Source organism: Salinibacterium sp. NSLL17 (genome assembly GCF_015864935.1).
Classification (GTDB): Bacteria; Actinomycetota; Actinomycetes; order Actinomycetales; family Microbacteriaceae; genus Rhodoglobus.
The window spans coordinates 1,245,806-1,259,256 of sequence record NZ_JADYWH010000001.1 but is presented as its reverse complement, the minus strand read 5'-3'; the positions used below and the strand labels follow the sequence as shown (position 1 = coordinate 1,259,256).

Here is a 13,451-nt window from a genome sequence, read left to right as displayed (position 1 = left end):
GGCATTACTGTCGTTTTGCATAGTTTTAAATAGCTTCAGGGCCACCTTTGAGCAGACGGGCGAATTGTGCAGCGTCGAGCACGGGGATGCCCAACTGCTCCGCCTTGGTGAGTTTGGAACCGGCACCCGGCCCGGCGGCAACATAGTCAGTCTTTTTGCTCACGCTGGAGGCCGCTTTAGCTCCCGCCGCGATGATCGCCTCTTGTGCGCCTTCACGAGTGAATCCATCGAGGCTGCCCGTGGCAACAATGGTCAATCCGGCAAGAATCCCGTCATTGGACTGAGCGGCTCCGGGGCCGGCATGACCGGGAGTTGACCACTGCACGCCCGCATCTGTCCACCGCTGCACGATCTCTTGGTGCCAATCGACCTCGAACCAGTCCCCCACAGAATCAGCGATGATTCCGCCCACGCCATCCACGGCGGCAAGTTCTTCTCGCGTGGCCTCGCGGATGGCGGTGAGCGAGCCGAAATAGTCGGCGAGCGCACGCGCAGCGACCGGACCGACATGGCGGATGCTGAGGCTAACTAGGAGCCGCCAGAGGGGTTTGGTTTTCGCTTCCTGAAGATTGGCGATGAGTTTGATTGCGTTGCTCGACGGCACCCAATCGGGTGTTCCAGAAAATTGGGTCGCGTCGGCATCGAACTCGGGGTCAGCGTCTTTGCCCGTGAACTTGCGTGCACGCCGGAACGGAGTGACGAGTCGCTCGGAGCCGTCATCGTTGACGAGCACCTCCCCCGTCTCGGAGTCACGCACCGCAACGACAATCGGAAAGATATCTTCCACCGTGAGATCGAATAACCCCGCCTCGTTGATCAGCGGAGGAACCTCGGGTTCGCGGGGCTGGGTCAGGGCACGAGCAATTACTTCACCCAACACCTCGATATCGAGCCCGCCCCGACTGCCGGCGTGTTCGATACGACCTCGCACTTGAGCGGGGCAACTGCGGGCATTCGGGCACCGCAAGTCAATATCGCCCTCTTTCATCGCCCGCAGCGGTGTTCCACATTCTGGGCAATTCGTGGGCATGACAAAGGCGTACTCGCTGCCATCCCGCAGTTCTTCGACCGGGCCCAGAATCTCGGGGATCACATCGCCCGCCTTGCGCAGCACAACGGTGTCACCGATGAGGACACCCTTGCGCTTGACGACATCCTGATTGTGCAGTGTTGCCTGCCGCACGACAGACCCGGCAACGAGCGCCGGCTCCATGACCGCATACGGTGTTGCGCGACCGGTGCGCCCCACTCCCACCACGATGTCGAGCAGCTTCGTGTTCACTTGCTCGGGCGGATATTTGTAGGCGATCGCCCACCGCGGCGCACGAGAGGTAGCGCCGAGCTCGTCGTGAAGTGCAAGCTCGTCGACCTTGATCACAATGCCGTCGATCTCATGCTCAACGCTGTCCCGGTGTTCGCCGTAGTAGCGAATGAATTCTTCTACTTCGCCCGCCGTCGGCACTACTCGAAAATACTTGCTCGTCGGCAGGCCCCAACCGGAAAGAACACCGTAGATCTCGCTCTGGGTGCGAATGGGCTCGTGGCCCTCACGCTCACCATTCCACGCGCCGATGCCGTGCACGAGCATCCGCAACGACGACAATCGCCGACGCATGTGGGCAAGTTTCTCTTCAGATTTGCCTTCAGATTTTTGACGAAGCGACCCCGCCGCAGCGTTGCGGGGGTTCGCAAAAACCTTCTCACTGATGCGAGTCTGTTCGGCATTCAGCTCGCGGAACAGCTCGAGCGGAATGAACACCTCTCCACGCACTTCAACGATGGGCGGATGCCCGGTGCCTGCCAGCCGCTGCGGAATGCCTTCCACGCGCACAATGTTTTCCGTCACGTCTTCGCCCACGCGACCGTCGCCCCGGGTGGCGGCACTGACGAGCACACCATCGATGTAGCGCAAGTTGATCGCCAGCCCGTCGATCTTGAGCTCGCACAAAAAGTCGACGTCGCGCGCAGAATCGCGCTGCACCTTCGCGGCCCATTCAGCGAACTCTTCGAGCGAGAAGACGTTGTCGAGACTCAGCATGCGTTCGGCGTGCTCAACGGGATCGAAGAGGGTGGCTGCCTTACCGCCAACGCGCAGGGTCGGGCTGTCTTGGCCCTGAAGTTCAGGATGCAGGGTCTCAAGTTTCTCGAGCCTCTGAATTAGACCGTCATACTCGGCGTCATCGACCAGCACTTCGTCGCGCACGTAGTACGCATCACGTAGTTCAAGGATGCGCGTGGTGAGGCTTTCTGCCTCGTGCTGCGCCTCGGCGAGCGACGGATCGGCTGTCTCAACGACCTGGTCGTCGGACGAGTGGGAGGAACCTGAGTTCTCGGTGCTAGTAGCCACGCCTCAAGTGTAAACAGCGGCACTGACTTCTGAGTGTGCAACCATGCCGACTCCGCAGGAGAGCCGACCGAGGGGCCAATCGAGGACTTTTAGACCCCGACCGGAACCGCAGAAACGGTGCGTGCGATTGTGCACTGGCCAAGCACTCGCGTGCCAACGTAAAGAACCGCAGTCTGGCCGGGCGAGACACCAATGAGCGGCTCGTGGGGCCGCACGATGAGCTCGGGACCCTTCGCATCGCCGACGTTGTCGACGCCCTCGGTTGCCGGGGCAATCCGAGCGGTGGCCGGCATCGGGTCGGAGTGTGCGCGCACTTGAACATGGCACTCGAAGCTTGCACCGGGTTCGCTGATGAAACCCGAGGCGAGCGGGTCAAGCCCAGCCCACGAAAACTTGGTGCCGGCGACTTCGGAAAGAGCAAGAGCTTCGCGGGGCCCGACAACAACCTCGTTGGTCTTGGGACGGATCTCCAACACGAAACGGGGCTTGCCGTCATCCGTGGGATAACCGACGTTGAGGCCCTTGCGCTGGCCGATCGTGAACGCGACAGCACCCTCGTGCTTGCCGAGAACCTCGCCATTGCGGTCAAGAATTTCGCCCTGCTCTGCGCCAACCTTGTCGGCCAACCAGCCGCGAGTATTGCCATCAGGGATAAAGCAAATGTCGTGAGAATCAGGCTTGTTCGCTACCGAGAAACCACGCTCTGCGGCCTCAGCACGAATCTCTGCCTTCGACGGCGTAGACCCGAGCGGGAACATGCTGTGCGCGAGCTGCTCGGTCGTGAGCACACCAAGAACGTAGGACTGGTCTTTCGCCCAGGCCGCAGCGCGGTGAAGCTCACGATTGCCGTTGTCATCTTCAACGATGTTGGCGTAATGGCCGGTAGCCACAGCGTCAAACCCTAGGGCGACAGCCTTCTCGAGGAGCGCCGCAAACTTGATGCGCTCGTTGCAGCGCATGCAGGGGTTCGGAGTGCGTCCGGCCGAATACTCGGCGATGAAGTCATCGACGACATCGAGCTTGAAGCGCTCGGAGAAGTCCCAGACGTAATACGGGATGCCAATCATGTTGGCCGCCCGCTGGGCATCCATGGAATCTTCAATCGTGCAGCAACCGCGAGCACCGGTGCGCAGGGTTCCTGGCTGCCGGCTCAGCGCCAAATGCACCCCAACAACCTCATGCCCTGCCTCGACTGCACGCGCGGCAGCAACCGCGGAGTCCACTCCGCCACTCATCGCCGCTAAAACCTTCATACATCAAGTGTACGAGACGAGTTGCTGGGCAAGTTCTTACTGCGGGATGTCGGTGAGCGTCTTTTCGACGCCAGCGAGGCGCTGTTCAATGGCATCCAGTCGCTGAATGAGCACCTGATTGGCTTCGAGCGTCTGCTCGGCGAGCGTCCGATAATCGCCGCCCGCTTGGGCATCCGAAACGTATTTGGCGGTTTCGGCCTTCTTGTTGACCGCGTTGGTGATCACGCCCGCGATGATTCCCGTGACGGCAATGATCGCGATCCAAAACCAGAGGCTATAGAAGATTTCCATTATGTTCCTTCGTGAGAGTTGCTGTTGTCGGACGGAGTTGCATCGTCGACGGCGATGTCGGGTGCCGCACTCGTCGCCGCAGTTTTCGCCACTGCCCGCGCGAGCAAAGCCGGCGTAACGGTGACGCGAAAGGGAACCACCTCGAAGAGCTTCAGCGCTTTGCCGTCGTCGCTCAGCTCGTGATGGCCGGCGACGAAGCCCGCTTCCTCAAGCTTGGCGAGGTGCATATATAGCAAGGGGCGGGACATTCCGACGCGACGAGCGAGCTCGCTCACGTGCTTCTGGCCGCTCGATAGCTCGGCCAGAATGCGCATGCGTTGCGGATTAGCCACCGCGGCTAACCACGCTCCGAGCTCTTCAGAATTCACAAGAATCCTTTCACCTGTAATAAAAAACTTACACATAGGTGATGGCAAGGTCAAGGCTGACGGTGCGCGGCACCGCACGAGCAGAAAGTGGCCCTAACGACCGAGCACAGTCAGGCGGTCCGAATAGCCGGCACCTCGCGCCCGCTCCACCGCGTGCGGCAAGGCCGCAACGAACTGAGCAACCTCGTCAGCCGTCGTGGACTCTCCGAGCGAGATCCGCAAAGCACCGCGAGCAGTGGGCTCGTCGAGACCCATCGCGAGCAAAACATGACTCGCTTCTGGCACCCCCGCCTGACAAGCGGAACCCGTCGAAACACTGAAACCTGCGACATCCAATAGGAACAAGAGAGAGTCACCCTCGCAACCCGGGAACGTGAAGTGCGCATTGCCAGGGAGCCGATCGTGCGGATCGCCCCGCAGCACAGCCTCGGGCACTGCTGAGCGAACTCCGGCGATGAGAGAATCGCGCAGCGCCGTGAGCCGAGTTGCCTGCTCTGCCAGATCGGCTGTGGCCTCCCGCGCTGCTGCCGCAAAAGCAACCGCCCCCGGAGCATCCATCGTGCCGGAGCGTGCGCGCTGCTGACTTCCGCCATGAATGAGCGGAGTCACGGATGCCGAACGAGCGATCACGAGCGCACCGACGCCGACCGGTCCCCCGATTTTGTGTGCCGAAACGCTGAGCGCAGCAACACCGGCAGCATGAAAGTCGATCGGAACGTAACCGAGCGCGGATACCGCGTCAACGTGCACGGGAACACCATGGGCCTTGGCAAGCGCCGCAATTTCGGAAACCGGCTGGAGGGTACCGACTTCGTTGTTGGCCCAGAGCATCGAAATAAGAGCAACGTCGTCGGCGAGCGCCTCGCGCACATAGTCCACGTCGATGCGACCGACAGCGTCGACGGGAATCCAGTCGAGTACTGCGCCCTCGTGAGCGCTCATCCACTCCACAGCATCGATAGTGGCGTGATGTTCGGCCTGGGCAACCAAGATTCGGCGGCGTTGGACGCCACCAGAATTGCGGGCCCAGTACAGCCCCTTGATACCGAGGTTAATTGCTTCTGTCCCGCCAGAAGTAAAGGTAATTTCAACCGAGTCTGCACTCACACTCGCGGCCACCGCCTCGCGCGCCTCTTCGAGCATACGTTTGGCCGCTTGCCCCTGGGAGTGAATTGACGAAGGGTTACCGACGACCGGCAATGCGTGCGCAAACGCCTGCACCACAGCCGGGCGCATGGGCGTTGTCGCCGCATGGTCAAGATAGATCGTCACCGTAACTCCGCTACTCCCCCCACAGAATCCATCCGGATGTCTGTGTGTCATTACTCTAGATCGCATGCACTCTCGCTTCGACCCCGCTTCTACTCGCCCGAACGCAGGAGCCCGCTAATGGCGCTCGGCACTCCGGCAACCGTGGCACTCGACGCGCTCGGCATCTCCTTCACCTCGCACCCCTATGCGCACGATGCGGGCACGACTGAATACGGTGCAGAAGCGGCCACAGTTCTCGGCGTTGACCCCGAGCAAGTGTTCAAGACATTGATGACGATGGTGGATGACGAGATGGTCGTAGCTGTGGTGCCTGTCTCCGGAAAATTGGACCTCAAAGCACTCGCCGCCGTTGTGGGCGGAAAGAAGGCCAGCATGGCTGATCCCACGGTCGCGCAACGCCGCACTGGTTACGTACTCGGAGGAATCAGTCCGCTTGGCCAGCGAATAACGCACCGCACGGTGATTGACGAAACCGTTGAACTCTTCGACACCGTTTTTGTCAGCGGCGGTACGCGCGGTTGTGACATTGAACTCGCGCCGAGTGACCTCATCCGCGCGGCTGCGGCAATTACCGCTCCCATCGCACGCGGCTAACACACAGCGTGCGGAGTTGACGCGCCGCGTGCGATTGTCGCGCCGCGTGCGCGATTAGCGTGTTTCGCGCAGCAACTGGGCGCCCGAACCGAATGCCACCCCGCCCTAGTAGAGCAGCAGTGTCAAACGGCGGCGCGCATCGGCCACACGAGGATCTTCAGCGCCCGCAATTTCGAAGTAGTCGAGCATTCGGGTGCGGATAGCGCCCTTGCCGTCGGCGTCGGCCGAAGGAAAGAGTTCGAGCAAACGATCGAAGGCATCACCGAGGTGTCCGCCAGAGACATCGAGGTCGGCAACCGCCAACTGAGCGTCAACGTTGAGGGGCTCTTGGGCTGCTGCGCTGCGCACAGAGTCAACCGTGTGCCCGTCGAGGCGCAACAACAATGACACCTGAGCAAGCCCAGCGACTGCTTGCTGATCGCGCGGGTTCTGAGTAATAGCTGACTGGTACGCGGCAATCGCTGCGGGATAGTCGCCAGCCGAAATGGCATCAAACGCTTCCTGATGAAGCGGCGGCAGCGGCTCTTCCACTGGTTCTTCTTCAGCTGCGTCAGACCCTTCGGGGGCCGGCAGCGTGCCGGTCACCTTGTTCTCGGCTGCCAGTTGCAACACCTGCTCGAGCACCTCTTTGAGATCGTTCTCGGGCATGATGCCGCTGAAGAGCTGCACAGGACGCCCACCGATAACCGCGGCTACCGTGGGAACCTCTTGCACCTGGAAAGCCTGCACCAGTTGCGGGTTGCTCGTGGCATCCACCACAACCAGGGCGAAACGGCCCTTGTACTGCGCGATCGTGGGCTCGAGAGCTGGCTCGATGCCCTGCCCATAGAACTCGACGATCACGGGAACCGTGTTCGACAGCTCAAGGACCTGCGTGAACGAAGCGTCGTTCGCGCTGGTGGCAAAACCACTGGGCTGTGGCGTTTCTCCCGCCGTCGTGGCGCCGGCACTCTCGCCTGCCGCAGGGGCGGGCGTGTTGTGCTGGCGAACGAGGGATGAGAGATCCACTGCGCCGCGAAGGCTAGCGGCATTCAGGGGGGCGTTAGTCATTTCAACTCCGATGCTGCAACAAGTCCTTGGGTGTAGCCAAGCAGGATAATTTTCTCATCGCTGCCCGCTGCTGGGACATAAAAGAGTAACTGATCCCCGTAGGTAGATTTGATTCCCTCTTCGGTAATCGAGATGCCGGAGAGAGCCTTCGTCTGACCGCTAAAGGTCACAGCAGAGCCCTCTTCCTTGGGCGCTGCGACCTTAGTCTCATAAAGATGCACGGCAACAATTGCACCCGCATCGATCGTCGCCATCGCGATCGGATCTGCCGAACCAAGCTCGTGACCGTAGGTCAGAGTGGCCGTGCTGGAGAGGGCGGCCTTCTCCTTTTTCTTCACGGCAAGACCGACGCTCACACGAAGGCTGTCGCCCTCAGCTTCGAAGTCGAGATAGGAGTCGCTTTCGACATCCTGTTCAAGAATCTCTGCATAGTTGAGAGCAACCTCGGTGGGTGAGGAACGCAAAAGACCGCTATCGGCGGGTAGGCGCGAGGTACCCACGCTGGCAGCCGCGACATCCGGGAACACCACGGAGGGTTCAAGGTTCATGGCGTAGCTGACCTTGTAGTTGTCGCGAGGAGTTTCCTGTTCCAAGAACAATGCAATCGGAGCGACCGTTGAATCAGTCTCGTCGAGGATGATCGTGAAGACCGTGCGCGGCCAGGACTCAGTCTGTTGCGGCAACGTCAGCTGCACGGGGCCATCCGGAATCGCAGCCGGGAGGGCAATCGAATCGTCTGCCTTGCGCATCTTGTAGTTCGCAAGACGATATTCCAGCGCAGCTTCAGCGAAGCGTGTCTCGATGAGATCAGTGTCACGCTCTTCGTCGGCCTCTTGGGAGACCGCGCTGATCTGCGCAACGATCTTCTCAATCTGACGCACGGATACCGCGGGAGTTGCCGCGGTTCCTGCCGCAGAGGTGGAGGTCGCAGTAGGACTCGGGACGCTCTCATCGGCTGCGGAGTTCGGCGTGCTCGAGGTCGTGCATCCGCTCAACACGAGAACACTTACCAGAACGGTCGGCACTGCGAAGCGAACGCTCGTGCGCAAAGTGGTGCTTTCGCTCGCCTTGGAACCACGCTTAGAAGGCTTATAGCGGGCCTTTTTAGGAACCTTGGGCATTTTTTGCGGCTTGCGACGAGGGCCGCCAGCACGACGCATGTGGTGCACAGCCCACATCAAGAAGATCAGGCCGAGCAGCAACACGGCAGCACCACCGAGGATGAGCGGACCAGCCCAGGGGGTGGTGTTGTCGAGCGGCCACGAGATCGATACCGCGTTTGGTGCGGGCTCGATGCCATCAGCGGCCACGATGAATGACACATCGCTCGGAATCTTCACGGTGAGAGCGAGCTCATCCTCAGCCTCGTAGCTCTCGAGCCACAGGTCAGAGGTGTAGGGGTCGGGAACCTCTTGTTCTGTGCCGCTGATGCTCTCAGTGGCGAGGTCTCCCGTTTCGGCGTCGAGAGTGACCATGTTGTAGCTGGCGTCACCGACCCACGCGAGCACGTCGGTCGTGCGACCGTAGGCAGCGACGACGCGACGATCGCCTTCGATGCGGATCGTCTGATTGCCCGAGTACGTATTGAATGCTTCACCGCTGATCACGGTGAGAGGCGCGGCGCCGCTGGTTTCTGCGGAAACCGAGACTTGATCTGGGGTCGCAAGAATGGTCTGCTGTGCAATGCCGTAGCCGATGAGTCCGGCTGCGAGCATAAAGCTAACTATGGCGAGAACGAATCTCACTATCTCTCCTTTCGTGTTGCCCAGGATTACTCGCCGTGCGAGGGCCCTAGCCACACTGGCTGAACCTCGGTCGGACTGGAGGTAAGGGCCCCATCCACGCGGGTAGGCAACAACAAAGACGTTCAAGAATAGCCGATCGTCTTCGTGCGAACTAGTTACTCTTCTGGGAAGTTTCTGGGAGATCAGTGAACGCCCCAGATTGGGGATGAGACCAGAATGACAGGAGGCCTCCTCACCCCACTAAACTCAGAGGGTTCATTCCGCTGACATCGAGGAGAAATCTTGGCCGCGAACGATACCGATTTCGGCACAGAGATGCGCGGTTACAAGAGGGACGACGTCGATAAACTGATTGGCGAGCTTCGTCGTGAGCTTGTAGCCGCCAAAGCAGACCGCACTTCCTCCACTAAAGAGGTAAAGCGACTCCTCGCCGTCAACGAGGATCTTCAGGCTGAGCTCGACGAATCGGGAAGCCCCACTTACAGCGGACTCGGCTCCAAGCTCGAAAGCATGCTGCGCGTTGCTGAAGAGCACTCCACTCAACTGATCAGCCAAGCTGACATCGACGCCGAGAAAATGCGCAAGGCCGTGCAGTCCGAAACCGCGGCGCTGCGTGCCGACACGGCCACTGAATCCGAACGCATCCTCAACGATGCAAACAGTGAAGCCGCCGCCCTCGCCAAATCCTCTCGTGCCGAAGCTGATGCTCTCATCGGTCGGGCGAAAGACGAAGCCTCTCAGCTCGTCGCCGACGCTGCCCGCGAAGCCGCCACTATTCGCGGTGCTGTAGCAACAGAAGCTGCGGATGCTCGCACTTCAGCCAAGCGTGAATCTGCAGCACTGCGTGCCGAAACCGAACGCGCCATGACGGAGCTGCGTGCCAGCACCGCAAGCGAAGTGGCTGAAGCCCGCGAAGCAGCAGAGTCCTTGGCTCGCGATGCTGAGCTCGGCCGCGCAACCTTCGAGGCCGAAAACACCAAGCAGCGAGAAGACCTCCACCGCGACATCGAACAAGCACGCACTGACCTTGCTCGCGAGATCGAGACGGCACGCGCCGAGCTCGAGGCCGAAACAGCCACAGCGCGCGAAACGCTCACCAACGAAACAAAGGCAGCTCACACCAAGCTCGCCAACGAAACAAAAGCGGCCCACACCACGCTCGCCAACGAAACAAAAGCGGCCAAGGCCAAGCATCAGGCTGAGCTCGATGCCGCGTACGCTGCACTCGAAGCGGAAGCAGAAGCCACACGCACAGCCGCCGCGACCGAAGCAGCGAACACGCTCGCTGAACTTGAAAAGACCGTTCTCGCGACGCAGTCATCCCTCGAAGCCGAACTCTCCGAGGCCCGCGAGCTGTGGGAACACGAAGAGCGCGAAGCCCGCCAGCAACTCGAGAGCGACGTCACCACAACTCGTGCGGCACTCGAAGACGAGGTGTCCACCACGAAGGCTGCTCTTGAACATGAGGTGACGAGCACCAAGGCAGCGCTCGAACAGGAAGTTTCCAGCACCAAGACGGCACTCGAGCAAGAAGTGAAGGTGACCCAAGCCTCACTTGAACAAGAGGTTACGACCACTCGCTCCGAACTCGAAACAGAGGTTGCCACCGCAAAGGCTGCCCTCGACGACGAGGTCACCACGACGCGGGCTGAGCTTGATGCTCACGTCAAGACCACTCGAAAAGAGCTTGCCGCCGATGTCGCCGCTCAGAAGAAGGCGCTCGACAAGGAAGTTTCTTCCACCACGAAGGCACTGGCCAAGGAAGTCTCGACAACACGCGCGGCTTTGGAAAGCGATGTAGAGACCACGCAGGCCGGTCTCGAAGCCGAAATCACGAGCGCTCGCGCCGCCTTCGAACAGGAGAGCACCACCGCTCGTGCCGAGTTCGACGCCGAGACGAGCACTCGTCGCAACGAACTCGAAGCAGAAATAGCCTCGGCAACGGCAGGCCTCGAAGAAGAAATGGCACGCCGCCACGCAGAGCTGGATGCTGAAATCGACAGCAAGCGCACCGAACTCGAAAGCTACGCATCAGAGACACGGTCCACGCTCGCTCACGATGTCGAGAAGCAGACCACCGACCTTGAGCGCGACATCGCACGCCAGCGTGCAGAACTAGCCAACGAGGTTGAGTCGACACGCGCCACCATCAAGCATCAGCTTGAGGAGACCCGCACCACGATCGAGCGCGAGGCCGAAGCAGCCCGCATCTCACTTGAGCAGGAAATTGCGGCACGCCGCGATGACGCCGAAAAGGAATTCCTGGCGCAGCACAAAGAGGCAACAGCTCAAACGCAGAACTACCTCGAGGAAGCCCAAGCCCAACTGGCCGAAGCTGTGCGTGAGGCTAACGCCAAACGTAACGAAGCAGAGGAGCTCACCAAGAGCTCGCAAGCCGAAGCCAAAACGTTGCTCGCCGACGCCTCTGGTCGGGCTACCGACGAAGTTGCGGATGCCGAACAGCGTGCCAAGGCGATGCTCGACGACGCCGAGAAGCGCTCCCACGATCTCGTCAGCGAGGCCGAAGACCGCCTCGCCAAGATCAAGGCGGAACGCGAAACAGTTGCCGGATACTTCGAAAACCTTCGCGGAGTTCTGAACCAAGCCGAGGAAGTTAGCTAGCAACAGCCCGCACGGCACCTAGAATTGCGCTCAGCCCGACACAGTTGCGTTAGGCCGAACGGAGCCATGCAATGAAGATCCTCAATCCATTCCGCCTCGGACTACTCGGCGGTCTAGGGGTTCTTGTCGCGGTTGGAATCGGCCAGACGGTGATTTCGCTCGCGACGATTCTGACGTACGTGGGGGCAGCGCTCTTCCTCGCGCTCGGCCTCGACCCTGTCGTCACGTGGCTCGAGACGAAGAAGTTCCCGCGATGGACCGCGATTCTTACCGTGCTGGCTGGCGTGCTTGGGGTTTTCACCGGGCTCATTTTTGCGATCGTTCCCGTAATCGCCGAGCAGGTCAGAAACGCGTCCGAAGCCATCCCGCGACTCGTCACCGCCTTCTTCGATGGAACCGTTCGCGAGAGCGTCGAGACAGCGTTCCCGTGGCTCAACGTGCAAGATCTGCTCGACGGCTTCAACGTCTGGATCGCAGACCTCGACTTCACCACGATCGGTGGCGGAGTGTTCGCCGTCGGCATCGGTATCGCCACCGGAATTACCGGCGCCATCATCGTGCTTATCCTCACGATTTACTTCGTATCGTCGCTCAACAACATCAAAGGTGGCCTGTACCAACTCGTGCCTGCGACCAAGCGCGCGAAGTTCATCGACCTCGCCGAACAAGTCAGCGCTGCAGTTGGTCGCTACGTCATCGGTCAGGGCTCACTCGCGCTCGTCAACGGTGTGCTGTCGTTCCTGGTCCTGACTCTGATCTTCCCGGCATTCGGGCTCCCCGTGAAGTACTCAGCACTGCTGGCCTTCATCGCCTTCGTCGGGTCACTCATCCCACTCGTTGGAACGCTCAGCGGCTCCATTGTTATCACGCTGCTCGTGCTGCTGTTCAACGGCCCGCCCAGCGTGATCGCCGTGGGAATCTACTACCTGATCTACATGCAGGTTGAGGCTTACCTGCTCAACCCACGCATCATGAACAAAGCCGTCAAGATTCCCGGCGCGCTCGTGGTGATCGCAGCTCTCGCCGGCGGAACACTGCTCGGCATCCTGGGGGCGCTTATCGCAATCCCCGTTGCCGCAGCGATCCTGCTGATTGTTCAGCAAGTTGTCGTGCCGCGCCAAGCAGACCTCTAACGACGAGGCGTCACAGGGCCGGTGTTGCCTCGGGCGGCCACGTGCGCGGCAGCGGCAGCACCACAGGGTTGAGCCGTGCTACGACCTCGGTGAGCACGCGATAGGTTTGCGTCTCCCCCACCCACAAGTGCTTGCCACCCTCGACGGCGACGAATTCCAGTTCAGGCACCGAGGCAAAGCGCTGCGCGGCTTCTTCAGGCCGTAAGTAGTCATCGAGCTCGGGAATCACCGCAACCAAGCGACGCTCATTTGCTGCCCACGCGGCTACGTCATCCGCAGTCGCACGATGCAGCGGCGGCGAAAGCAAAATTGCGCCCGTGATCGGATGCTGCAAGCCGTACTTGAGTGTGACCTCTGTGCCAAATGACCACCCAAGCAACCACACGTTGGGAAGCCCGCGTTCACGCACGAAGTCCATTGCCGCTGCAAGGTCGTGCGCTTCAAGCTCGCCCTCACCGAACGAGCCCTCTGATGTTCCGCGGGGAGACGTAACCCCACGGAAGTTGAAGCGCAGCACAGCGATGTCGGCGAGTGCCGGCAGTCGAGCGGCAGCTTTGCGGATGATGTGGGAGTCCATAAACCCGCCGGCCGTCGGCAAGGGGTGAAGTGTGACGAGCGTCGCTGCGATGTGTCCTGACTCCGGAAGCGACAACTCCCCCACCAGAGTGAAGCCGTCGTCGGTGTGCAGCTCGATATTCTCGCGCACCGCTGGGAGCTCGGTAGCACCCCGAATGGGTTCGCTTGCGGGAGTGTCGTTCACAGCAGTTTCGTTCACA

General features: G+C 60.6%; 11 protein-coding genes. 3 read left to right on the top strand and 8 right to left on the bottom strand.

The genetic code is table 11. The annotated features are described in order from the left end of the window. Positions 1–25: 25 nt before the first annotated feature. The 5 genes from ligA to I6E51_RS06095 all read right to left on the bottom strand — a co-directional run bounded on the left by ligA (position 26) and on the right by I6E51_RS06095 (position 5,531). Positions 26–2,347: an NAD-dependent DNA ligase LigA gene (gene ligA / locus I6E51_RS06115; RefSeq protein WP_197109720.1), complete on the bottom strand. Its 2,322-nt coding sequence runs from the start codon at positions 2,345–2,347 to the stop codon at positions 26–28. Positions 2,348–2,436: 89 nt separating this feature from the next. Beyond that, positions 2,437–3,600, bottom strand: a complete 1,164-nt coding sequence (mnmA, locus tag I6E51_RS06110; RefSeq protein ID WP_197106020.1) for a tRNA 2-thiouridine(34) synthase MnmA — start codon at positions 3,598–3,600, stop codon at positions 2,437–2,439. A gap of 36 nt (positions 3,601–3,636) precedes the next feature. Next, the gene (locus tag I6E51_RS06105) at positions 3,637–3,891 is read right to left on the bottom strand and encodes a hypothetical protein (RefSeq protein WP_197109719.1); all 255 of its coding nucleotides are present in this window, start codon (positions 3,889–3,891) and stop codon (positions 3,637–3,639) included. Continuing rightward, on the bottom strand, positions 3,891–4,259 hold the full coding sequence (locus I6E51_RS06100) for an ArsR family transcriptional regulator (protein WP_307783841.1): 369 nt from the start codon (positions 4,257–4,259) through the stop codon (positions 3,891–3,893). The genes I6E51_RS06105 and I6E51_RS06100 overlap by 1 nt, the downstream gene beginning before the upstream one ends. A gap of 93 nt (positions 4,260–4,352) precedes the next feature. After that, positions 4,353–5,531, bottom strand: a complete 1,179-nt coding sequence (locus I6E51_RS06095) for a cysteine desulfurase family protein (RefSeq protein ID WP_197109718.1) — start codon at positions 5,529–5,531, stop codon at positions 4,353–4,355. 117 nt (positions 5,532–5,648) lie between these two features. Between I6E51_RS06095 and ybaK the strand changes: the two genes are divergently transcribed. Continuing rightward, on the top strand, positions 5,649–6,125 hold the full coding sequence (gene ybaK / locus I6E51_RS06090; protein WP_197109717.1) for a Cys-tRNA(Pro) deacylase: 477 nt from the start codon (positions 5,649–5,651) through the stop codon (positions 6,123–6,125). A gap of 105 nt (positions 6,126–6,230) precedes the next feature. Here ybaK and I6E51_RS06085 read toward each other — a convergent pair whose 3' ends face one another. Both I6E51_RS06085 and I6E51_RS06080 read right to left on the bottom strand, forming a co-directional pair. Continuing rightward, entirely contained in the window at positions 6,231–7,175 is a 945-nt protein-coding gene (locus I6E51_RS06085) for a tetratricopeptide repeat protein (protein WP_197109716.1), read from the bottom strand. After that, complete coding sequence (locus I6E51_RS06080; RefSeq protein WP_307783840.1) at positions 7,172–8,920, bottom strand: hypothetical protein; 1,749 nt, start codon at positions 8,918–8,920, stop codon at positions 7,172–7,174. The genes I6E51_RS06085 and I6E51_RS06080 overlap by 4 nt, the downstream gene beginning before the upstream one ends. A 282-nt stretch (positions 8,921–9,202) precedes the next feature. Between I6E51_RS06080 and I6E51_RS06075 the strand changes: the two genes are divergently transcribed. Together I6E51_RS06075 and I6E51_RS06070 are read left to right on the top strand one after the other, a co-directional pair. Next, complete coding sequence (locus I6E51_RS06075; protein WP_197109715.1) at positions 9,203–11,542, top strand: hypothetical protein; 2,340 nt, start codon at positions 9,203–9,205, stop codon at positions 11,540–11,542. Between the two features lie 71 nt (positions 11,543–11,613). Beyond that, complete coding sequence (locus I6E51_RS06070) at positions 11,614–12,675, top strand: AI-2E family transporter (RefSeq protein ID WP_197106027.1); 1,062 nt, start codon at positions 11,614–11,616, stop codon at positions 12,673–12,675. Positions 12,676–12,685: 10 nt separating this feature from the next. Here I6E51_RS06070 and I6E51_RS06065 read toward each other — a convergent pair whose 3' ends face one another. Then, positions 12,686–13,450 (bottom strand): alpha/beta fold hydrolase, encoded by a 765-nt coding sequence (locus tag I6E51_RS06065; protein WP_307783838.1) that lies wholly within the window; start codon positions 13,448–13,450, stop codon positions 12,686–12,688. Between the last annotated feature and the right edge of the window lies 1 nt (position 13,451).

Coding starts and splice junctions, on each gene's coding strand:
- mnmA (WP_197106020.1), bottom strand. CDS start 3,600: ATGAAGGTTTTAGCGGCGATGAGTGGCGGAGTGGACTCCGCGGTTGCT.
- I6E51_RS06105 (WP_197109719.1), bottom strand. CDS start 3,891: ATGGAAATCTTCTATAGCCTCTGGTTTTGGATCGCGATCATTGCCGTC.
- ybaK (WP_197109717.1), top strand. CDS start 5,649: ATGGCGCTCGGCACTCCGGCAACCGTGGCACTCGACGCGCTCGGCATC.
- I6E51_RS06085 (WP_197109716.1), bottom strand. CDS start 7,175: ATGACTAACGCCCCCCTGAATGCCGCTAGCCTTCGCGGCGCAGTGGAT.
- I6E51_RS06070 (WP_197106027.1), top strand. CDS start 11,614: ATGAAGATCCTCAATCCATTCCGCCTCGGACTACTCGGCGGTCTAGGG.